Source organism: Thalassotalea euphylliae, from assembly GCF_003390335.1.
Classification (GTDB): Bacteria; Pseudomonadota; Gammaproteobacteria; order Enterobacterales; family Alteromonadaceae; genus Thalassotalea_F; species Thalassotalea_F euphylliae_B.
The window spans coordinates 2,385,336-2,407,326 of the sequence record NZ_QUOU01000001.1 but is presented as its reverse complement, the minus strand read 5'-3'; the positions used below and the strand labels follow the sequence as shown (position 1 = coordinate 2,407,326).

Sequence of the window (21,991 nt, the reverse complement as noted above, 5' to 3'; positions counted from 1 at the left end):
CATGCTAAAAGTTGTTATGTGCCTGCTGATATTGGCCAACTTGTCTAGTTGTAGCTTTACTGCTCGTAATTTCAACTCTCCACCGGAATCTTCAGCCCTCATTGAAAAAGCACATTTGCTCGAACATATCGCGGTTTTGGCGAGTGACGAAATGCAGGGGCGTGCGACAGGAACTCAAGGGGCACTGCAAAGTGCCGATTATATCCACAGTGCCTTAGTTGCCATGGAAGTCGCACCTTTGGCTCAAGGCCAACCATACTTTCAACACTTTACTTATACGATCTCAGGAGCTAAAAAACAGGGCATTAATGTTGTCGCGTGGATAAAAGGCGAAGGCTTTAAAAATACTAGCGAGGGTATGGTATCGCCAACGATCGTGTTGTCAGCTCATTACGATCACATCGGCAGTAATAGCAGAGGTGTGTTTAATGGTGCTGACGATAATGCCTCTGGCGTTGCCGCCTTGATTGAAATAGCTAGATTATTTCAACACAGCAAGCCGTTTCATAACATTGTTTTGTTGTTTACTGATGGCGAAGAAGACAATTTGCAGGGCGCAAAAGCATTTATTGTGGATAATCCGAAAATTATTGCCAATACGGTGTTAAACGTGAATCTTGATATGATTGCAGGTATAAGTTCAACACGGGCATTGCGTTATTTAAACCACGATTTACATCACTTATTAACACCGCAAAATATGACTGATTTTAAAGCGTTGCACACCAAGTCCTGGGTTCCCGTAAAAAAGGGATTTCGCAATAAACGTTATGGCCTTCATTTAACTAAGCGCCAATGGCGGCTGGCAAGCGATCATGGGGCTTTTTATAAAGCGGGTATTCCTTTTCTCTATTTTGGTGTCGGCACGCACAATCATTACCACCAAAGTTCCGATACCATAGAAAATATTAATAACGTGTTTTTTTGGCGTGCGACAAATTCGATTTATTTGCATCTACGCTATTTAGATCAACATATTCGTTCAAAGTAGTTAACCAACTAGTCAGCCTTTGTTACAATTACAGGTTAAACCTTAGCTTTAATTTACAGGTAGTTTCCTCGATGGAAAAAAAATATATCTCAGCACAAGAGTTACTTGAAGACTCATTCAAACTAGCCGCCAAAGTTTATGAAGACGGCTTTAGACCTGAATTTATCGTTGGTATTTGGCGTGGTGGCGCACCTATTGGTATTGCTGTGCAAGAGTTCTTTGATTTCAAAAAAGTAGAGACTGACCACATTGCTGTACGTACATCGTCATACTACGGTATTAATCAGCAGAGCAAAGAAATTAAGGTTCACGGGTTACACTACATTATCGAAAACGCAAATGCTGGCGATGGCTTACTAATCGTTGATGATGTATTTGATTCTGGCCGCAGTATTGATGCCTTGATCAAGCAATTGAAAGTGTTAATGCGCAACAACATGCCAACTGATGTACGTGTTGCATGTCCTTGGTACAAGCCGAAAAATTCCAAGGTAGACATTGTGCCTGACTACTATGTCCACGAATCAGAAGAGTGGTTGGTTTTCCCACATGAATTATCGGGTTTAACACCAGAGGAAATCGCCAACGGTAAAACGGATTTAGCAAATATAAAAGATTTATTCGTTTAATATCCTTGCCACACAAAAGGAGCATTATGCTCCTTTTTTTATCGCCTATTTTTAACCTTGATTTATACCAATTGAATTAATTAATTGATCAATTCAGAGCGTTGTCAGCGGTGGGAGAATAAGCCAAATTCATGCCGATATTATTCTACATCCAATGAATTTGGCGCAATTATCGCGACGCTGACACGCTCCCAAAGGGCGAGTTTAAAAGGCTCATATGCTGCGTTATTGATTTTGACAAGGGAATAACCATTCTCTGCAATCAATGCCTTGCCTCTAAGCCTTTTAATTCTCGCTGAATGATTAAGTAGTTATTTCAAGTGGTATTATCCAAGATCTTGTGAACTTTTGTCAGAAATTCACGTTATCTAATCAATCATTTATTTATTCAACAAACGGAGTCATAGTGAAGTTAGCAACGTCGCTTGTGCTTGTTTTAAGCATTTTTTTATCCCCATTAGCGTTCGCAAATAAAGCACCTACGGTACTTATATCTATCGATGGCTTTAGCCAAGAGCAATTTGAATTACTCTCGCCAAAACACTTAACAGCGATAAAAAACAAGGGGTTATCTAGTAACGCGTTACTCCCGGTATTTCCAACAAAAACCTTTCCAAATCATATATCTATCGTTACGGGCAAGTCCCCACTTGAACATGGCATTATTCATAACGGCTTTTATAGTAGAAAACGAAATAATCGCTATCGCATGGGGAAAACAAAAGAAGATCCAAGCTGGTTGCTCGCTAAACCGTTGTGGGTATTAGCTGAGGAGCAAGGGGTTACTTCGGCGACTTACTTCTGGCCAACATCAGATGCTAATTTATTTAATACCCGTCCTAGCTATTATGAAGAGTACGATGGTAGCCATACAAATCGACAGCGTTTAATGCAGGTGATTGACTGGCTAAAATTGCCTCAAGCGAAACGGCCTCAATTTATCACCAGCTATTTTTCAGTAGTCGATTCAGCTAATCACGATCACGGTATTGCCTCTGACGAAGCAAAAGCTGCTGTTGCTGAGCTTGATCAGTTAATGGGTGAATTTTTGACGATACTTGATAAAGAAGGTATTGAGATCAACTTGGTAATTGTTTCTGACCACGGTATGGCAACAATCAAAAAGAAACTTTTACAACCTAAAGTAATACCGCGCTCCCTTGCTAAACAAGCCGTCATTGTTAATGGTCAAACGCAGTTGTATGTCTACTCAGACAACAAAGAACTACTGGCAACATCAGTGAAAACCATCAATAAAAAAGCTAAAGGTGAATACCGAGCGTATTTAGCAGGTAACTACCCGAACCACTGGCACTTTACGCCAACAAACCAAGCACAAGCTGATGTGTTACCTGATCTAATTGTTAACGCAGCGCCGGGTGTAATTTTTACTGAAAAAAAACACCAATCGGCAGCCACTCATGGTTATGACTTAGCGGATACTAAACAAATGGAAGCTGTATTTTTTGCATCCGGTCCCAATATTAAGGCGGGAACAATGGCAGCATTTGAGAACATTCACGTATTTGGGTTTATCGCAGAGTTAATCGGTGTGAACACCACAGCAGATAAACACCAAGTCAACGAATTCATTGTTGACTAACACTCATTAATCAAATTCTCTAAGCAAATTGTCTAAACAATGACGATGAAAATTACAGGGCGAGTTATCAAAGGTCATCAAGTGGCTTCAGGCAAAGCCACTAACTCGCCATTTTCAGCAGGAACGATAGCACTACAAAAACCTTTTTTTAAAAAGCTAGGGCTAGATTTGTCAGAGATGTTCAACGGCACGATTAATCTGGCACTTGAGCAGCCTAATCAAGTAAGCCAAGCAGCGCAGAGTGTTCAGTTTGGCAAAGCCGATTATCGTTTTAAAGACGTCAAATGGACAACCGATTGGCCCGCAGAGCATTTCGATTTCTACGCTTGCCAAATTACACATCAAGGCAAGCACTATTCAGCATTTATCTATCAACCCAAAGCTGAAACTAAAGTAGGGCATTTTCAACCAAATAACGTGGTAGAACTTATTGCGCCTTTTATTGCAGGGTTAAGCTATGGTGATGAACTTGAATTGTTAATCAATGGCTAAGGCTATTGCAGAAACTTTGTAAAAGCTAAAAGACAAGTACTAAAATGTATGGTTCGCCTCGTTATTGCAAGTGATATTTCGATAACGGGGTGATTTGCGCTAATGTATTCGGAGTCATAGGCATATCACCCGCTCCACGATGAGATCCGCGCTAGATTGTCCTCAAAAAGCCCAAAGCATTATTAACATGCTGTTTTTTGTGTCAGGTCTTCAACCTAGCCAATTAATCGTTTTGTCATCTTCATTATCCATTGCAAATTCGGGTTAAACAGTTATTTTAAATGGTTGTTTCGTCACCATGACTGACCATGAGATGCGAGCTAGCTTATTGGCTAACGCGACCACTGCAACGTTATAAGGTTTCCTTGCCCTGAGGTTGACGAGCCACTCTCCAAAGCATTTACTCGCTAACTCTGGTCGTGACATCAATGCCCTAGCTCCGTGGATAAATAACGTACGTAAGGATTTGTTACCACGCTTGCTAATCCCTAGTAACGTCGATTTACCGCCGGTCGAGTGCTGATGAGGAACTAATCCAAGCCATGACGCCATATGACGACCATTTTTAAAATCTTGAGCATTACTAATGTCAGATAAACAGCGGCTTGCTGTTAAGTCTCCCACGCCAGGAATGGTTTTTAGCAATTGAGCGCGTTCGTCTTTTGAAACTAATTCGGTTAGCTTTTTATCTTGTTTTTGTATGAGGGTATTAAGGTGTGTGTAATATTCATGATGTTCAACAAGCTCAAGCATCAACATGGGACTGATTGACGCTTTATGCTCTGCTAGCCACTGAAATAATTGCTTCATTTGGCTATGTCCTCTAGGAAAGCTCATACCAAATTCAAGTAAGATAGCGCCAATGCGTGACATGCAAGCTGTGCGCTCTTTGATATAGCTAGCCCGAATACGCTGAATAACGGCAATCACCTGAGCTTCTTCCGTTTTTATACTGACAAAGCGCATAGAAGGTCGTGTCGCAGCTTCTGCTATGGCATCCGCGTCAATAAAATCATTTTTATTGGTTTTAACGTAAGGTTTTACATATTGAGGAGGGATTAGCTTAACTTGATGGCCAAATGACACTAGTTTACGAGCTAACCAGTGACTTCCTCCACAAGACTCCATCGCTATGGTGACTGGCTCGTGTTTGACTAAAAACTGAAGGAGTTGTTTGCGGTTGAATTTGCGTCTTAGCTGCTCTCGACCTGAGTGGTCATGACCAACTAAATGAAATGTGGATTTGCCTAAATCGATACCAAGCACTTTAATTAATGACATGATGGTTTGCCTCTTTTATTTGCCTAACTCTAAGATTAGCTGAGCTAGCTTAGAGGTGAGGCGAACCATCTAATTAAGCCCAGCAATTTGCTGGGCTTTGTCATTTCAGTGGTTTAGCTGAATTATGACTAGAATGCAGCGCTTTTTGGTGTACGCGGGAATGGGATCACATCACGTACGTTAGCGATACCCGTTGCATAAGCAATCAAACGCTCGAAACCTAAACCAAAACCGGCATGTGGTACGGTGCCGTAACGGCGTAAGTCGCGATACCAGCTGTAATCTGCAGGATCTAAGTCCATTTCGGCTAAACGCTTGTCAAGAACGTCTAGACGTTCTTCACGTTGAGCACCGCCGATGATTTCACCAATACCTGGGGCAAGAATGTCCATCGCTGCAACCGTTTTACCGTCATCATTTAAGCGCATGTAGAAGGCTTTAATGTCTTTGGGGTAGTTTTGTAGAATGATTGGTGCGCCAACATGCTCTTCGGCTAAGTAACGCTCATGCTCTGAGTTTAAGTCGATTCCCCAAGACACTGGGTTTTCGAATTTCTTACCGCAGTTTTCTAAAATCTCGATCGCATCAGTGTAATCCATGCGAACAAAGTCGGTGTTGATTAGCGCATTTAAGCGATCGATAACCGTTTTATCAACACGTTGCTGGAAAAACGCCATATCGTCAGCACGCTCTTCAAGCAATGCTTTAAGTACGTACTTCAACATATCTTCTGCTAAATCAGCCGCATCAGACAGGTTTGCAAAGGCAATTTCTGGCTCTACCATCCAGAACTCTGCTAAGTGACGAGAGGTATTTGAGTTCTCGGCGCGGAATGTTGGACCAAAGGTATATACTTTTGATAGGGCGCTACAGTAGGTTTCCACATTTAGCTGGCCAGATACGGTTAAGAATGCTTCTTTACCGAAGAAATCTTCACTGTAATCCACTTCGCCTTTGTCAGTGCGTGGTAAGTTTTCCATGTCTAACGTGCTTACGCGGAACATTTCGCCAGCACCTTCACAGTCACTTGCTGTAATTAATGGTGTCGCAATCCAGAAATAGCCTTTTTCGTGGAAAAAGCGGTGAATTGCTTGCGCTAGCGTGTTGCGAACACGAGTAACAGCACCACCTAAGTTAGTGCGAGCGCGTAAATGTGCTTGTTCACGCAAGAATTCAATGCTGTGGCGTTTTGCTGCCATTGGGTAAGTGTCAGGGTCTTCTACATAGCCCAATACTTCTACGCCAGTTGCTTGAATTTCAAACGCTTGACCTTGGCCTTGCGATTCAACCAAAGTGCCCGTGACTTTTACTGAACAACCAGTCGTTAGTTTTAAAACTTCTGCTTCGTAATTATTCAGATCATTCGGAACAACAGCTTGGATGGCGTCGAAACATGAACCATCGTGAATAGCTAAAAATGAGATACCTGCTTTTGAGTCGCGGCGAGTGCGGATCCAGCCGTGCACAGTGATCTCTTCATTAACAGGGAATTTGCCTGCTAAGACATCAGTAATTGAAATAACTGACATTGAATGACCTCGTTTTCGTTATAAATAATACATAATTTTAGGGCGTATTATGTTAACGTGACTATTGTGTTTAACAAGTAAAAGTTACGTAATTTAGCTAATTAATTCGCAAACAGACTGTTTAAGCAAGCGATGCCTGATATTTGGATGTAGTAAAGATGGATTCAAACTCAAAATGGCCTGATATAGAGCGCCGAGAGCACAAAGATACTTGGGTGAAAGTATTGCAGTGGTTATCGCTTATTGGATGGTTATTATTTACCGTTGCTTTAGTCGTTTCATTTTACGCTGCACCTGAGCGTTCATACGGTATCACTCGTTACAAAGGCATTGAAGTCCGCGACTATTGGGCAACCCCACTGACAGATTATTTGTATGCGTTACTATGGCTCACGGCGATTTTCAGCTTAGCGAGTATCGTATTAAGCCAGTTTAGAACGCGCCGCGCGACCGACAACAAATACTACAATTTCGTCTTGTTGTTTGTTATCTGCGCGGCATGGGTACTATATATAGCGTTTAATGCCTACTGGTAATTAATTGGCAACCAACAAAATCGGTGACACCTACCGAAAACACTCATCTTGCTCCAGCGCTAACGATATTGCGGCCACTAGCTTTTCAAGCTCTTTATCGCTGCTAATAAACGGTGGCATTAAATAGATCAATTTGCCGAATGGGCGAATCCAAACCCCTTGCTTGACGAACAATGCTTGAATCTTTTCCATATTTACGGCTCGCTTCGCTTCAATTACTCCTATTGCGCCAAGCACTCGCGTATCAGCGACACGCGAATGTTTTTTTAATGGGTTAATTAACTTCTCCAACTTTGTCTCAATACCTTTGACCTGCGCTTGCCATTGGTTTTCCATCAAAATCGCTAAGCTTTCATCTGCCACCGCACATGCCAGCGGGTTCCCCATAAACGTTGGACCATGCATAAAACAGCCCGCCTCACCGTTACTAATGGTTTCAGCAATATGCTTGGTGGTCAGTGTTGCCGCTAGCGTCATATAGCCACCAGTGAGCGCTTTGCCTAAGCACATAATGTCTGGTGTGATATTTGCCCATTCACTGGCAAATAACTTGCCTGTGCGGCCAAATCCCGTTGCAATTTCATCAACGATCATCAGCACTTGGTATTGATCACAGAGCTTTCGACATTCAGCCAGATACTGCGGATGATAAATTCGCATGCCGCCAGCGCCTTGCACAATCGGCTCGACGATAAACGCGGCGATTTCTTGGTGATATTGTTCAAATAGCGCTTTTAACGGCAAGATATCTTCCGCTTGCCAGTTTTCACCAAATCGAGTTTGCGGCGCATCGGCAAAAAAGTGTTGGTTTATCGAATCGGCAAACAATTGATGCATACCGTTGACTGGATCACAGACCGACATTGCCGCGAAGGTATCCCCGTGGTAGCCATTTTTTACCGTTAACAGCTTGTTCTTTTGTGGTTTACCTCGGCTATGCCAGTACTGGATTGCCATTTTGATGGCCACTTCAACAGCTACTGAGCCGCTATCGGCTAGAAATACTTTTTCAAGGCCATCTGGTGTTAATTGAACGAGCTTTTTACACAAGGCTATTGCTGGTTCATGGGTCAAACCACCAAACATCACATGTGCCATTTTTTCCAGCTGGCTTGAAACGGCTTGGTTGAGGCGAGGGTGATTGTAGCCATGAATAACGGCCCACCATGAGGACATACCATCAATCACTTGCTGACCACTTGCTAATGTTAAATGCACGCCACATGCACTTTTCACTTGATAGCTAGGCAGTGGCTGGGTCATTGATGTGTAGGGGTGCCAGATATGCTCACGGTCGAAAGCTAAATCACCTGTGTATTTATTGTTCATATGTTAACTTGTTATTCTGGTCTGCGTTGACATCTTTTACTTGGCGGCTAGACTACTCCTAAATTTATTCGCTGGCAATACAGCAACGACGGGCACACTATGACAGAAAATTTATCTCATGTTCGACACAATTGGACACTTGATCAAGTAAACGCGTTATTCAATAAACCTTTTAATGATTTAATGTTTGAAGCACAAACGGTGCACCGTCAGCACTTTAATGCCAATGAAGTGCAAGTCAGTACCTTGTTGTCGATCAAAACAGGTGCTTGCCCAGAAGATTGTAAGTACTGCTCGCAAAGCGCTCGCTATAAAACTGATATTGAAAAAGAGCGTTTAATGGAAGTTGAAAAAGTGCTGGAAGCGGCTAAAAAAGCGAAAGCTCAAGGCTCTACACGCTTTTGTATGGGGGCTGCGTGGCGCAATCCCAAAGAGCGTGATATGCCTTATGTGACCGACATGGTAAAAGGCGTTAAAGCACTCGGGTTAGAAACTTGTATGACTTTAGGCATGCTGTCTAAAGATCAAGCCCAGTCACTGCAAGCAGCTGGGTTAGATTACTACAATCACAACTTGGATACCTCGCCAGAGCATTACAACCAAATTATCACCACACGTACATACCAAGATAGACTCGACACGTTAGACAATGTTCGCGCTGCCGGGATGAAAGTATGTAGCGGTGGTATTGTTGGCTTAGGTGAGGAAGCCAATGATCGCGCCTCGCTGCTTGTCCAACTGGCGAACTTACAACCACAGCCTGAGAGTGTGCCAATTAATATGCTCGTTAAAATTGACGGCACACCGCTTGCTGATGTGGCTGATTTAGACGAGTTCGACTTTATTCGTTGTATTGCTGTGGCGCGTATTATGATGCCCCAAAGTCATGTGCGCTTATCAGCGGGTCGTGAAACCATGAATGAACAAATGCAATCTCTGTGTTTCTTGGCCGGTGCCAACTCAATTTTCTATGGCTGTAAATTACTCACCGCGGCAAACCCAGAAACCAACCAAGATGTTGCCTTGTTTAATAAGCTAGGTATTAATACCGAGACCATTGAATCTTTGGTTGATGATGGCAGTGAAGAAAAGAAAATTCACACCGCGCTCAGTGAACAAGAAAATCAAGATCTGTTTTACAACGCTGGCTAGTTTGTCAGATTAGCGCAGTCAATGAAATTCAACTTTATTGCTGAGCGATTGGCTCAGCAAACTGAGCATAATCGCTATCGCCAGCGCGTGACCATTGAGGGAGTTGCTGGTCGTACTATCCGTATTGATGGTAACGCGTACCTAAATTTTTCTTCTAACGATTATTTGGGCTTGAGCAATCACCCAGAGATCCAAGCCGCACTGAGAGATGGCGCTAGTAACTATGGTGTATCGGCCAGTGCTTCAAGTTTGGTTACCGGGTTTAACTATGCGCATCAAGCACTAGAAGCAACTATTGCTGAGTGGCTAGGGCGTGAACGTGTGTTATTGTTCAATAGTGGCTTTGCTGCAAATCAAGCGGTCATGCATGCACTTGGTCAACAAGATGTGCTCTTGCTACTGGATAAACTCTCACATGCATCTATTATTGATGGAGCATTGGCGTCTTCTGCAACCGTAAAACGCTTTCGTCATAACGACTACCTTCATTTAGCGAAGTTATGTAATAACGCGCCTCAACAAGACAAACTGATTGTCAGTGAAGGGGTGTTTAGCATGGATGGCGACGAAGTGAATTGTCATCAACTGTGTGAAGTTGCAACGCAGGCAAATGCAATGTCATACCTTGACGAAGCTCACAGTATTGGCATAAAAGGCGATCTAGGACAAGGCATAGCGACAACAGAAGTTGATATAGTAATGGCGACCTTTGGTAAAGCATTGGCAACCAACGGGGCATTTGTCGCGTGTAGTGAATCGCTGCACGAATACTTGATTAATTTTGCTCGCCACTATATTTATTCAACGGCAATCTCGCCAGCTATTGCTTGGGCGACAAAGCGTAGTATCGAATTAGTGCAAACGGAAAAATGGCGACGAGAAAAGCTACAAAGTTTAACTCGTTTATTTAAAACGTCGTTAAATGATGACATCACTTTGTTGCCAACAACGTCTTCGATTCATGCCATTAATGTACAAAGTGAAACAAAAGCACTGGCGGTAAGTGAACAATTAAAGCAAAAGGGAATTTGGCTAACGGCAATACGTCCACCGACCGTGCCTAAAGGTACTTCGCGGTTACGTGTAACCATCTGTGCAAACCATAATGATAAGGATATCAAATATTTAGCAAAATGTTTAAATGAGGTATTGGTGTAGATGCCAAATACGTTAAACCAAATAAAAATCGCTAAATCGTTTGATTCAGCAACTAATTCCTACGATATTTCAGCGCGATTGCAGCGTTATACGGGCAAGCATTTAATGCCTTGGCTTCCTGAGCAGCAAGCGTTAACTGTTCTTGATTTAGGTTGTGGTACAGGCTTTTTTACTGAATTGCTATCGAGCAACTTTGACCGCGTGATTGGCGTTGATATCTCCAACAAAATGCTAAATTACACCAAAAGCCATCGTCAGCGTGTTAATCACTTAGTCGCTGGTGACGCCTATCACTTACCTTTTCAAGACAATAGTGTTGACTTAATTTACTCGAACCTTGTTATTCAGTGGTGCGAAAATTTGTCGCATTTGTTTAACGAGATATTTCGTGTACTAAAACCCAGTGGACAATTTGTTTTTACCACTTTGCTCGATCAAACTTTGCGTGAATTAAAATCTGCTTGGGCGCAAGTAGACAACGATAAGCATGTTATCAATTTTAAAAAAGACATCGACATTAAAACTCAGCTGAGTAAGCAAGGTTGGCAGCTATCAAGCCACCATGTGCAAGATGTGATTTTAGAATACGAGAACGTGTTGCATTTAGCGCGAGAATTAAAAGGCCTAGGGGCTAATCACGTCCCTAAAAAGCAAAATCGAGGGTTGGCAGGTAAAGATAAATGGCAGCAAATGACAAAAGCTTACGAGGACTTTGTTGAGCCAAACGGCATTTATCCCGCCACCTATCGCGTGTTTTCTGGGCTTGCTGTTAAGGCAATTAGCTAATGTTATTGGCTAAAATGATTACTTAAAGAAACTATACTGCGTAAGCAACGAAAATCACTGAATAACGATAGCTAAAAAATGACTCAACACCTCTTTATCACCGCAACAGATACCGATGCAGGTAAAACCCTTGTCGCTTGTGCGCTGACTTCATTATTGGCAAGAAGCAATAAAGTCGCCTGTTTTAAACCCATTTCAGCGGGGTGCGAGTGGCAAGCTGGTGAGCTAATCAATGAAGACGCGAAACAGCTGCACCAAGTGGCGAATTGTCAACAACCTATGGCCAGTGTTAACCCCATAGCGTTTGAGGAGCCAATAGCGCCACATATTGCAGCACAAACCTTAGATAAAACCATAAACTGTGCTCAGGTCGTCAGTCACTTTGAGGCCATCCAGGCATATTCGCCAGAAATTATCGTCACTGAAGGGGCTGGAGGTTGGCGTTTACCGCTCGGTAATGGTGAATACTTATCTGATTTTGCCCAGCAAACACAGCAGCAAGTGATACTTGTCGTTAATATGAAACTAGGTTGTTTAAATCACGCAATACTTACCTATCAAGCCATTGAGCAAGACGGATTGCAGGTTGTCGGCTGGGTTGCCAATTGTATTGAGCCTATGGCTTATCAAACAGAGAATATAAACGAATTAATCAACACTTTTTCTGCCCCTTTGTTAGGGAAAATACCTCACGTAAAGGATATGCAATCGGCCGCTAAATGCTTAGATGCTCAATTGCTAAGGCGCTAGTAAGAAGATGATACAGGTATAGTCACCTTTACTTTCTGGTCTTTTATTTTCTCGTTTTAGCCAATTTTGACAAACACGCCTGTGCAATAAAGCCAGAGCGAGATGTATATTCTTCGCTTTTGCTTACCCGATCATCAATTTGGCTGATCAGTAGCTCAGGTAGTGTGACGTTGATTTTGTGACTTTTCCCGAGATAGGGTGTGACATCAATATCAATCAACATCCACAGTACGTTACCGTCAATCGGCGAGCGATTAATTAAGTCATCTAACGAGCTCGCTGAAGGAATAGGCTCTTTGTACTCGGCCAAAATCATTAAGTGCGATGTTATTCTTGCTTTAATGTCGTCAAAGCCTTGCGCGATTGCTGTGCAACTGAGCTGACAACCCGGTAGGTCTGGAACTGACACTTCAAAACCATTTACTTCAACAGCATTCACTTCAAAATTATTAGCGCTAATTTTTTCAAACCGAATTGGGTAAAGCACTTTACTAACTCCTTGTAGTTTATTTTTCATACTAACTCTAATAACCCTGTTGCACAATAAGTAAATAACCCCTATAACTCCTTGGTTTGCAGTGGAAATAACTCTGATAACTCTAAATGAGTAAATGGTAATAACTCTGGTAACTCTATAATTTTAACAAGTAAATACTTACTTATCGTTTAGATATCAAGTTTCAATAAAAGCATTAAAGAAAGAAAATATTCGTTATCGGCTGGCTAAGTGAAATATTTATAGGGTTATCAGAGGCGCTTTTTGAGTGTTGTGAAATCTTTTGAGTCGTTTGAATTTTGCGTAAAGCATAGGTGAAGACACAGCTAACTCACCAAGTCGGGTAGTCGTTAACTAAAAGAACGTTTTAGCCATAGACATTCAGCCCTGTATCAATAGAATTGCACAGCGAGTTTGAATCAGTGCTAGAAACTTTGATTAGCGTAGTGAAACTTAATGCTGTTAATGCCAAGTATTAGCATTTGTTTAACGTTCTCACCGCCAAAAAATGATTACCTTTGTACACGTGTCTGTTTGAGTTTTATTCCGTTATCCATCCAAACATTAATCCCAAAAGAAAGAGAAAGTCGTTGAACGCTTTAATGCCCAAAAAACGAATTAGTTCTGAACACAACTTTACAACTGGCTTTACCGAGAGTCGTAAGTGATCAAGTTACTTATCGTCGATGAACAACCGATATTTCGAGAAGGTCTGATTTATCGGATCAGTTTTGAAGCAGAAATTAACGTGAGCGGCGAAGCTGCTAATAGCCGTGAAGCACTCACATTGTTAACGTTAAATGCTTATGATGTCGTTGTCATTGATATATCAATGCCAAATATTGATTGTATTCATCTACTAGAGGCGATTAAAGATCGCAACTTACAATGTAAAGTGGTAATGCTAAGTATGTATAACAAGCGTGATTGCATCTTAGCGGCAATACGTTATGGTGTGGCTGGCTTTATGCTAAAAAACGTGACGAGTGATGAACTGGTTGATGCGATAAAAATCGTCGCGAAAGGCAAGACCTATTTTAGTGGTGAAATTATCGAAGTGATGTCCGAGCAGCTCTCTGCAGGGACATTGGCTGATATTACTCACCGAGAACGGTTGGTTTTGCATTTAGTTTCTCAAGGCTTAAACGAGAAGTGCATTGCAATAGAGCTTGGCATCAGTGCTAGAACTGTAGAAACTCACAAACGAAATATCAAACGAAAGCTGGGAATTGACTCAACCATTGGTTTGGTTCGATATGCCATGGAATGCGGTTTAGCTGGCTAAACCGCAAACAAAACGGTCGCTGTACAGCCTTGCTGTACATTGTTTTGCAAAGAAAATTGCCACTGATAGCGTTTACAAATATCTTCAACAAGCTGTAAACCAATGCCAAAGCCTTCATAACCTCTCGCTGTGGCATTTAAGCCAACGCCGTTATCAACTATTTCCAGCTTTTGATGGGTAATGAATACGCTAACGCTACCTTCGTGGGAACAATTGATGGCGTTGATCGTGATGTTTTGTATCAGCACTGTCATTAGCAGTGGCTCAACCGTTAACTCGAATGGTGCAAGTAGTTTATAGTCCAAGGTAACGTCATTAGCATGCGCTTTGGCGTGTAGCGGTGAGAGTGCCTCGCTAATAAAGGCTGTATTAATTACTGTAAGAGAGCTTTCTTTGGTTTTATTTCTCGCTAGCATTAAAAATGTTTGCGTTAATTGCGCCATGTTATTCAACGCATCGTCAATTCGCCCACACTGTTTTAACACCATAGGTACTTCACTGGCGCGCAGCAAACTCGTACAACCTTTGATAACCGACATCGGAGTGCGCAATTCATGACTCACGTAGCGCGTAAAGTTTTGCTCTCGCTCTATTGAGGCCGCTATGCGTGTACGATACTGGTTAACCGCAGTAAGTGTTAAATGAGACTCAAACGTTTCGCTTCCTTGATGAGTGAGTGCCAAATTATCGAATGATGTGTTGTTTTCAAGTGCTTTAGCCAACGCAATAAACGGTAACGTAATTGCCTCTAATGTGCTAATGATCACTCTGGCAATAATAAGAAAAATAACGAGTCCCATCACAAAAATACTAATCTCGAGAAGGGCGATGTTGAATTCGTTAACTTCAACAATGCCGATACGCTCTACTGCATAGGTAATTTTATGGCCAGTGGGCGTATTGGTGAGTTGAGCAAAGACATTAAGCTCAGAATCATCTTCAAAGAAAAAATTGCTAACTCCGTGCCAGTCCTTGTCTAATCGCGGTTTTAACACAGGTGGTAGTTGGTCGTAACTGTCATACAAGGTGACTAAGGAATCGACCGTGATAATGCCTGTATCGCCATTTTCATAGTGGGCTAAGTAATCTGGCGCAACGTATTTCAAGCGCTCAATGGTGCTGGAATCTTCCGTGAAAAGCAGTGCTAGATTAAACACTAAGGTGTAAAACACTAAGAGTGTAAACGCTCCCCAAAAATAAACTTTGCGTATTTTACGGCTGATGGGCGCAGTGTTTTTCATGTTTCACCTGAAATTTGATAGCCTAGTTTAGGAATGGTTTTAATGACGTCAACAGCAAACGGTTTATCAATTTTTACTCTAAGTTGATGAATGTGTTTGCGTAATACATCTTGTTCTGGCGGTTCTTCAGGCCATAGCATTTGTTCAATTTCACTGCGACTGACTAAATTAGGCGCGCGCTCAAGCAGCAACTTGAGAATTTTAAAGCAGCTGGGGTTAAGTTTTATCTCGGTATTATCGCGCCAGACTTGATATGTCTTTAAGTCGAGCCTAATACCGCTTTGATTAATTTCATTGTTAAACCCGTTACCACAATGTCGCCTAACCAAACTATTGATGCGCGCTTCAAGCAGGGCGAGGTCAAACGGTTTAACGATGTAGTCGTCAGCGCCTACGTCAAACCCCAAAAGCTCGTCTGAGTGTGTATCTCGAGCTGTTAGCATAACAATCGGCGTATTGTCACCGTCGGCTCTCAGTGCTTTACATACGCTGATCCCGTCAATGCTTGGCAACATCAGATCCAATATGATGCAATCGAATTTTTCCGTTTGCGCTAGTTGTAAGCCGTGTTTGCCATTGGCGGCGTAGTCAAGCACGACACCTTTTGCTTCGAAGTAATCGAATATCACCTCGGCGATTTGCTGGCTATCTTCTATGAGTAATATCTTCATTAGGGCAACGTTTTGTGGTTAAAAGCATTGAAGCATTAGTCTTTCAGAAGTCTGTTTGAGTTCAATACAATTTTTTGAAAGTTTAAATTCTTGTTCAAGCTTGGTAAGTGCATGATGTTGAAAAACTAATAAAAAAGTAGAGCGCATCGCGAGTAAATTGCTTAACTCAGCGTGTTGAGTGATGAGTTGCGCTTGCCCTTTGGAGTAAAACCGCGCTGAAAAAGGGCGTTTTTGCCAATAAAACAAGGCGGTTTCTTGTTGAAAACTTCTGTCTTTACCCAACAAATCTGCCGCTGTTGATTTTGTTGTCAACCCTAAACTGTAACTGGTTAACACCACTAACATAACGAGTAATGTTAAGGATGCAAATAGGTTAGTGGCGAGGCTGATGTTTCTCTGGCGGGCGAGCAGCAGTGCCATCGCGCTAAATCCAGGTAACACATAGGCACTAAGAATGTTGCCGGCGAGTGTAAACAACAGCATAGGAGCTAACATCCAGGCAATTAAATAAGCATTAATGCCAGCAACATTTGTCGGCTGTGCATTTTTTTGTAGCGAATTTATTGGCGGTGAAGCTGTTTGATAGGATTGACTGTCAGTATGAGTATGCGCTGCTTTTTTGGTACTATTGAGTGAAAAGATCCTTTTTATTAAACGTTTACCCGCTAGCGCAATCAGAATAAATGACCAAGGAAATGCAGCGCCGAGCCAGAAAACCCAGATCATGCCTTTGGGCTGATCATGAGCAGAACCATACAAATCGCCACTCCATCCCGGGACTAAAAATCGTTGAAAATGCTCACCGAGAATAAAGTACTCAACAAAGCCAGGTGTGCGAACTTCCGCCCAGATGTACCAAGGTAAGCAAACCGCAAGAAATACCCCCATTCCTTGTCGCCAAGGCAGGCAACGAATCGCCTTCTTAAACTGGCCTTGGCTAATACTCCATGTGACTAACGCAATACCTGTAATAACTATTGCTACAGGCCCTTTAACTAGCATACCTAGGCCAAGTGCACCGAAAAATACTAGGCCCCAAAGCTTATTAGCCGCTGTGTAACAGTACCAATAGCTGATCATGGCCAGCGTTGTTACGCACAATAAGGCACTATCAGTCATCACCATACCGCTGGCGACAATAAAGCCTAAACTTGAGGACAAGATAACAACAGCGAGAAGGGCAGTTCGGGAAGCGCTAACTCGTTCAGGTGTAATAAAGCTGCTAGCAAAGTGATACACCATTAACAGTGTCACTAAACCACAGGCAAAATGCGGTAATCGCGCCGAAAACTCAGAGACGCCAAACCAAGAAAAACTCATTGCCGTCAGCCAAGTATGCATTGGTGGTTTACCCCAAAACGGCTCATTGTAATCAAACTGAGGTGTGACCCAATTCTGAGTTTCGAACATGATGCGCGCGATTTCACCGTACCTAGCTTCCGTGGTGTCAAAAAGCGGGTATAGCCCCAATGAGGCAAGCCGCAACAGCAGTATTGAGGCAACCAGTACTAAGCACCAATGCAAAGGATTGTTGATGATATGTTTCACTGAAAAGTACCGTTGAGAAGCGTAAATGTTATCCATGTTGCTGCATTTCACTCGGTATTGCTTGCGCGCTACTTTCAACATCCATTAACAAGTATATCGGGCGCTTTTTGCTTTCAATAAACACACGGCCGACATACTCTCCTAAAATCCCTATGGTGAGTAATTGAATTCCGCCAAGGAATAGTTGAATAAGCACTATGGTTGGGTAACCGGCAACTGCCTCGCCAAATACCAGTGTTTTGAACATAACCCATAAGCCATAGAAAAATGCGACAAGGGATATGGCGCCTCCCAACCAACTCGCCATTTTTAACGGCCGCACACTAAAGGCCGTGATCCCCGATAAGCCCAATCTAACGAGCTCAAGAAAAGACCACTTGGTTTCACCAGCGGCGCGACCGGGTCGATCAAAAGTGATGGTTGTTTGCTTAAAGCCAGGCCAAGACATAATGCCTTTCATGTAGCGATTGCGCTCTGGCAACTGCTTGATATGATCAACCATACGGCGACTGAGTAGACGAAAATCACCTACGTCACGTTCAATGGGAACATCAGATAAGTGATCAAGCAGCCAGTAATAGGTGCTGGCACAAAAAAGTTTGATTTTTGATTCGTCATGGCGAATGCCTCGTTTCATATTAACCACGTCTGCGCCTTGTCGCCATGCTGCTAGCATTTGCGGAAGCAAGCAAGGAGGATCTTGCAGATCGGCATCCAATATCACCACGCATTCGCCGCAAGCGTGATCTAAACCCGCGGTGAGTGCGGCTTCCTTACCAAAATTTCGGCTCAGGTTTAAACACTCGATATGTGCTGTTTGCGTTGAAAGTGTTTGCATAATTTGCCAACTGTTATCGGTACTCCCGTCGTTGACATAAATGATTTCCACTTGTTCGTTTGGTAAACGCGCCAGCTCAGTAGACAACTCGTGGTGAAATAATGGCAGTACTTCTTGTTCATTGTAGACAGGCACAACAATACTTAGGGTAGTGTTAAATTGACCAGCCATATTCTCTTTGGCTAACTCTATATCGACGATATTCATAGTGACTCTTTTGGGCTCATTTAAGCTAAATCTGGGCTTACCCTAATTCACTTAGTGTCCAAAAAATGTCACAGCTAACATTATTGATCGTATTAGTCGGGGCGAGGCTGCTGTTTATGCGTTAAAGCCATACTCGTTAGCTAGGAGAATCCCAAACACAGGCTAAGTGTTATTTGACATTTTTTAGACTAGCTCAGCATTACGCTTTGGTGATTAATACCTCAAGAAGAGAAATTAATGACACGAGAGTTTTATAAGTTTTTATCTGTTGGCACTATTGGCTTTATTGCTGATAGCCTTTGCTTTACTGCACTACAGTTAATGGGCAACGATTTACTATTAAGTCGCCTAATCGCATTTTGGTTGGCGGTAAATGTTACTTGGCTCGGTAATAAATATTTTACTTTTGTTGATAATGATGGCCACAGTCACTCTGGGCAATTAGCAAAGATTAGTCGAGACAAAACGGCATCAATGCAACAGCAATGGCTACATTATGTGTTTTATTGTCATCTGTCTGGTTTGCTGAATATCAGTGTTTTCTTCGCAGCCAGTTTGATTTTACCGCTAAGTGTGAGTTTTGTTTTGGGCATACTCGTGGGTACGGTAAGTAACTTTTGGTTGTCAAAATTCGTCGTATTTGCAAAAGCTTCGGTGTAAAAAATAAGGCAAGTCAATATAACAGCCTTGTATCAAGCGTTAATGATAGATAAAAAATTTTGAGGGAAAAGAAGCTACTTAGTAACTATGTTACCCGCAATAACAGGGGGGACATAGCTTACCAAGTAGCTTACAGGTGCAGCTGCGGTATGCGCTGATTTAAACCTTAAATTGGTTGATCAGCCCAGATAGCTGCTGATTAGTTGCGGCCAATTCGTGGCTACTTGTCATTGTCTGCTCACCACTTTGTGTAAGTCCAGTGACGACTGATTGGATGTTATTCATATTCTGACTAACTTCCTCGGTCACTGCGCTTTGTTGTTCAGCAGCCGTGGCAATTTGATTGTTTAGATCGTTAATATCTGTAATTGACTGCGTCATGTTAACCAAGAATGCCGATACTTTGTCGGTGTTGTCAGAAGCGAGTTTACAGCTTGATTGCGTTGCGTCCATGGCTTTTACTGCATTGTCTGCATCATTTTGTACTTTCGTGAGAATCTCATTAATCTCTGCCGTACTCGTTTGTGTGCGAGAGGCAAGGGCACGTACTTCATCAGCAACAACAGCAAAACCTCGTCCTTGATCGCCAGCACGAGCTGCTTCAATTGCGGCATTAAGGGCGAGTAAATTCGTTTGATCAGCAATCTCACCAATAACAGCAAGCACGTTTATTATCGCTTGGGTGTTATCGTTCATGGTATGAATGTTTGATGCTGCTTGTTCAATTTCTGCCATTAAACTATCAACACTTTGGTTGGTTGAATCGACAAGCTGCTGCGCGGCAATTACTTCCTGTTCCGCTTGATTCGTATTGTTAGCGGATTGGCTCGCATTTTCTGCAACACTGAATGCGGTGGCGCTCATTTCTGTAATGGCGGTTACCACTTGGTCTGTTTCGTTGGCATGCTCGCTCAATGCTCGATGATTTTGATCAGATTGCTGCGATAGATTAGTAATATTATCGGTAATGTGATTTGACGAAACGGCTAGCTCTTTGAGCATCTCCTGCAAGTAACCAATAAACTGATTGACTGAGTCCGCAATTTCTGTGATTTCATCTTTGCCTACAATCGTTAAACGCGAGCGCAAATCGGCTTCACCACTGGATAAACTCTTAATGCGCGTGTTAAGCATGGCAAGGCGAACCACGATACGATTGATAAACCAAATAAATGCGCCAATGGCCACGACTGTGATGATTAAGAGCAAAGCGATGTTTTGGCTAGATTTCGCTTCAAAGACTTCTTTGGTTGCATCCGTTAATTGTTGCTGTGCCGTGATAATATCACTCTCGTAAGCACCAGTGGCTATAGTCCAGCCCCAATCAGGGAAAACCTTACGAGCGTAAGCAATTTTATTTTCGGTTTGGTTAGTTGCAGGGTTGTTAAAAGCCATATCAACAAAGGCATCACTTTGGCTGCTCAGTTGCTTGGCGACTTTAATGGTGTTAGCAATACTGGTACCCACAATTGCAGCTTTCGGATGAGCCAATATGACCCCTTTGCTGTCTTGCACCCAGAAATAACCATTTTTACCAAACTTAGCTTTACCTATCATCGCTAGCGCTTGTGCCTTTTTTTCAGCTTGTAAACTGGAGATATACTCACCCGTCGATATGACGATATTTAACGGCTTAAATAATTTTGCGCCGGTAATTTTGTTTTCAACTTGATTGCTAACCGGATTTTTAAACGCGTACTGGGTGTAGCCAATATCACTGCTTAACGCAACATTTACGATATTTCTAGCGTAGTACACGCCATTGATATCGCTCGCGTCTTTGGCACTCTTGCCAATCATATCAGGGTTAATGCTGTGGGTTGTATAATTAATAGTGTCCACATCGTAACTAAACACATAGCGCCCGTTGCCCCAGCGATAGTTATTTAGAAAGGCATGAACATTGAGTTTTGCCTGTTTTTTTGATGCTGTATTTTTGTAGATGCTGTCTACGGTTTGATAAATGACAGTGAGTTCATCCGCAAGCTCTGCTTTGACATTTTCAAGGTTTGCTTGCTGATAGAATAGCTCAGCGGATAGTGTCACTGTGTCAAGTTGGCCTTTTAATTCGGCATGTAAGGTGTTCTTTACTGCCTCGCCAACATTTTCTGATGCTACCTGCAAGACAGTACTTTTTGTTTGTAGCGAATTAACGATTGAGACTGTGCCGAGAATGACCAAGGCACTAGTTGCAAACGCAATTAACTTGGTTTTTATACTAAAGTTCATAAGAGTTTCCAGTGAGAAATCCTTGTCTGATGTGAAAAAGGTGCTACCTGGCACTTTCTATATTCGAAGAATTAAAGAACGTATTTCGCTGACAATTGAAAGTCTTCGTAATTACCTGATTCAAAATGACATTTTGCGAACTCACCGCCAAGACTGAGGGGAGGCGTAATATTTTTTAATTGAATTCTCTCCCGGATGAGTACGGTCGGCATTGATAGCCTCAACTAACGAAACCTTATACTCATCGTCGAGATTAAAAGTGTCGCTTGCAACTGTAGGCGCACTGATTAATGCCGAATACGTTAACAAAGAAGGCAACGAATTTTTGTTCATAAATTACTTTGGTTGATCATAAAACGCGCGCAGTATACAGGAACAGTTTCAAAAGCGTAATTGGCAAATGTCTGATAACGACTACGGGTTTTCCCTTAGCCGGTTAAAGGAAAGTTATAGGTGTTAATCTTGTGTTATTTATAGGTTTTTAACTTGTTGTGATGGGATGTGATGGGAGAAACTAGATGCTAGCTATCTTTATGTCAAAAGAAGCTAAATAAACGTTATCAAGAATAAAGGAACGTTT

The 21,991-nt window shown here is 42.3% G+C and carries 20 protein-coding genes; 11 read left to right on the top strand and 9 right to left on the bottom strand.

Translation table 11 applies throughout. The features are described 5' to 3' along the window. The first annotated feature begins 1 nt into the window (after position 1). The 4 genes from DXX93_RS10565 (at position 2) to DXX93_RS10550 (ending at position 3,715) form a co-directional block, all read left to right on the top strand. Positions 2-991, top strand: a complete 990-nt coding sequence (locus tag DXX93_RS10565; protein ID WP_116008073.1) for a M28 family peptidase — start codon at positions 2-4, stop codon at positions 989-991. A 71-nt stretch (positions 992-1,062) separates the two neighbouring features. Continuing rightward, positions 1,063-1,620 (top strand): phosphoribosyltransferase, encoded by a 558-nt coding sequence (locus DXX93_RS10560; protein WP_116008072.1) that lies wholly within the window; start codon positions 1,063-1,065, stop codon positions 1,618-1,620. Between the two features lie 406 nt (positions 1,621-2,026). Further along, positions 2,027-3,223: an alkaline phosphatase family protein gene (locus tag DXX93_RS10555; protein WP_181902198.1), complete on the top strand. Its 1,197-nt coding sequence runs from the start codon at positions 2,027-2,029 to the stop codon at positions 3,221-3,223. Positions 3,224-3,262: 39 nt separating this feature from the next. Next, entirely contained in the window at positions 3,263-3,715 is a 453-nt protein-coding gene (locus DXX93_RS10550; protein WP_116008070.1) for a hypothetical protein, read from the top strand. Positions 3,716-3,979: 264 nt separating this feature from the next. On the opposite strand, the gene DXX93_RS10545 is transcribed toward DXX93_RS10550, so the two are convergent. Beyond that, positions 3,980-4,996 carry an IS110 family transposase gene (locus tag DXX93_RS10545; protein WP_116008069.1) on the bottom strand — a complete coding sequence of 339 codons (1,017 nt, stop codon included), beginning with the start codon at positions 4,994-4,996 and terminating at the stop codon, positions 3,980-3,982. A 128-nt stretch (positions 4,997-5,124) separates the two neighbouring features. Continuing rightward, positions 5,125-6,525, bottom strand: a complete 1,401-nt coding sequence (gene asnS, locus DXX93_RS10540; RefSeq protein ID WP_116008068.1) for an asparagine--tRNA ligase — start codon at positions 6,523-6,525, stop codon at positions 5,125-5,127. A gap of 158 nt (positions 6,526-6,683) precedes the next feature. Between asnS and DXX93_RS10535 the strand changes: the two genes are divergently transcribed. Beyond that, positions 6,684-7,061, top strand: a complete 378-nt coding sequence (locus DXX93_RS10535; protein WP_116008067.1) for a hypothetical protein — start codon at positions 6,684-6,686, stop codon at positions 7,059-7,061. Positions 7,062-7,091: 30 nt separating this feature from the next. On the opposite strand, the gene bioA is transcribed toward DXX93_RS10535, so the two are convergent. Then, positions 7,092-8,390 carry an adenosylmethionine--8-amino-7-oxononanoate transaminase gene (bioA, locus tag DXX93_RS10530; RefSeq protein WP_116008066.1) on the bottom strand — a complete coding sequence of 433 codons (1,299 nt, stop codon included), beginning with the start codon at positions 8,388-8,390 and terminating at the stop codon, positions 7,092-7,094. A gap of 99 nt (positions 8,391-8,489) precedes the next feature. Here bioA and bioB point away from each other — a divergent pair, with 99 nt between their 5' ends. From bioB to bioD, 4 genes are all read left to right on the top strand, one after another. Beyond that, positions 8,490-9,542, top strand: a complete 1,053-nt coding sequence (gene bioB / locus DXX93_RS10525; RefSeq protein WP_116008065.1) for a biotin synthase BioB — start codon at positions 8,490-8,492, stop codon at positions 9,540-9,542. Positions 9,543-9,563: 21 nt separating this feature from the next. After that, a complete protein-coding gene (locus DXX93_RS10520) occupies positions 9,564-10,700 on the top strand; it encodes an aminotransferase class I/II-fold pyridoxal phosphate-dependent enzyme (RefSeq protein WP_116008064.1) in 1,137 nt (378 codons plus the stop codon). After that, the gene (gene bioC / locus DXX93_RS10515) at positions 10,701-11,486 is read left to right on the top strand and encodes a malonyl-ACP O-methyltransferase BioC (protein WP_116008063.1); all 786 of its coding nucleotides are present in this window, start codon (positions 10,701-10,703) and stop codon (positions 11,484-11,486) included. A 78-nt stretch (positions 11,487-11,564) separates the two neighbouring features. After that, positions 11,565-12,236, top strand: coding sequence for a dethiobiotin synthase (bioD, locus tag DXX93_RS10510; RefSeq protein WP_116008062.1), 672 nt, complete (start codon positions 11,565-11,567; stop codon positions 12,234-12,236). Between the two features lie 43 nt (positions 12,237-12,279). On the opposite strand, the gene DXX93_RS10505 is transcribed toward bioD, so the two are convergent. After that, positions 12,280-12,753, bottom strand: a complete 474-nt coding sequence (locus tag DXX93_RS10505; RefSeq protein WP_116008061.1) for a type II toxin-antitoxin system HicB family antitoxin — start codon at positions 12,751-12,753, stop codon at positions 12,280-12,282. Between the two features lie 643 nt (positions 12,754-13,396). On the opposite strand from DXX93_RS10505, the gene DXX93_RS10500 reads away from it, so the two are divergent. Beyond that, positions 13,397-14,017, top strand: a complete 621-nt coding sequence (locus tag DXX93_RS10500) for a response regulator (protein WP_116008060.1) — start codon at positions 13,397-13,399, stop codon at positions 14,015-14,017. Here DXX93_RS10500 and DXX93_RS10495 read toward each other — a convergent pair. Genes DXX93_RS10495 through DXX93_RS10480 form a run of 4 tightly spaced genes read right to left on the bottom strand, consistent with a single transcriptional unit; the run spans position 14,014 to position 18,522 of the window. Next, on the bottom strand, positions 14,014-15,258 hold the full coding sequence (locus DXX93_RS10495; RefSeq protein ID WP_116008059.1) for a sensor histidine kinase: 1,245 nt from the start codon (positions 15,256-15,258) through the stop codon (positions 14,014-14,016). The two genes, DXX93_RS10500 and DXX93_RS10495, sit on opposite strands and share 4 nt — an antisense overlap. Further along, a complete protein-coding gene (locus DXX93_RS10490) occupies positions 15,255-15,929 on the bottom strand; it encodes a response regulator transcription factor (RefSeq protein WP_116008058.1) in 675 nt (224 codons plus the stop codon). Before DXX93_RS10490 ends, DXX93_RS10495 begins: the two co-directional genes overlap by 4 nt. An 18-nt stretch (positions 15,930-15,947) precedes the next feature. Next, the gene (locus DXX93_RS10485) at positions 15,948-17,513 is read right to left on the bottom strand and encodes an ArnT family glycosyltransferase (RefSeq protein ID WP_181902197.1); all 1,566 of its coding nucleotides are present in this window, start codon (positions 17,511-17,513) and stop codon (positions 15,948-15,950) included. Beyond that, positions 17,506-18,522 (bottom strand): glycosyltransferase family 2 protein, encoded by a 1,017-nt coding sequence (locus DXX93_RS10480; RefSeq protein WP_116008056.1) that lies wholly within the window; start codon positions 18,520-18,522, stop codon positions 17,506-17,508. The genes DXX93_RS10485 and DXX93_RS10480 overlap by 8 nt, the downstream gene beginning before the upstream one ends. Positions 18,523-18,759: 237 nt before the next feature. Here DXX93_RS10480 and DXX93_RS10475 point away from each other — a divergent pair, with 237 nt between their 5' ends. Continuing rightward, positions 18,760-19,182: a GtrA family protein gene (locus DXX93_RS10475; protein WP_116008055.1), complete on the top strand. Its 423-nt coding sequence runs from the start codon at positions 18,760-18,762 to the stop codon at positions 19,180-19,182. A gap of 159 nt (positions 19,183-19,341) precedes the next feature. Here the strand turns inward: DXX93_RS10475 and DXX93_RS10470 are convergent, their stop codons facing one another. Then, a complete protein-coding gene (locus tag DXX93_RS10470) occupies positions 19,342-21,411 on the bottom strand; it encodes a methyl-accepting chemotaxis protein (RefSeq protein ID WP_116008054.1) in 2,070 nt (689 codons plus the stop codon). Positions 21,412-21,991 lie beyond the last annotated feature (580 nt).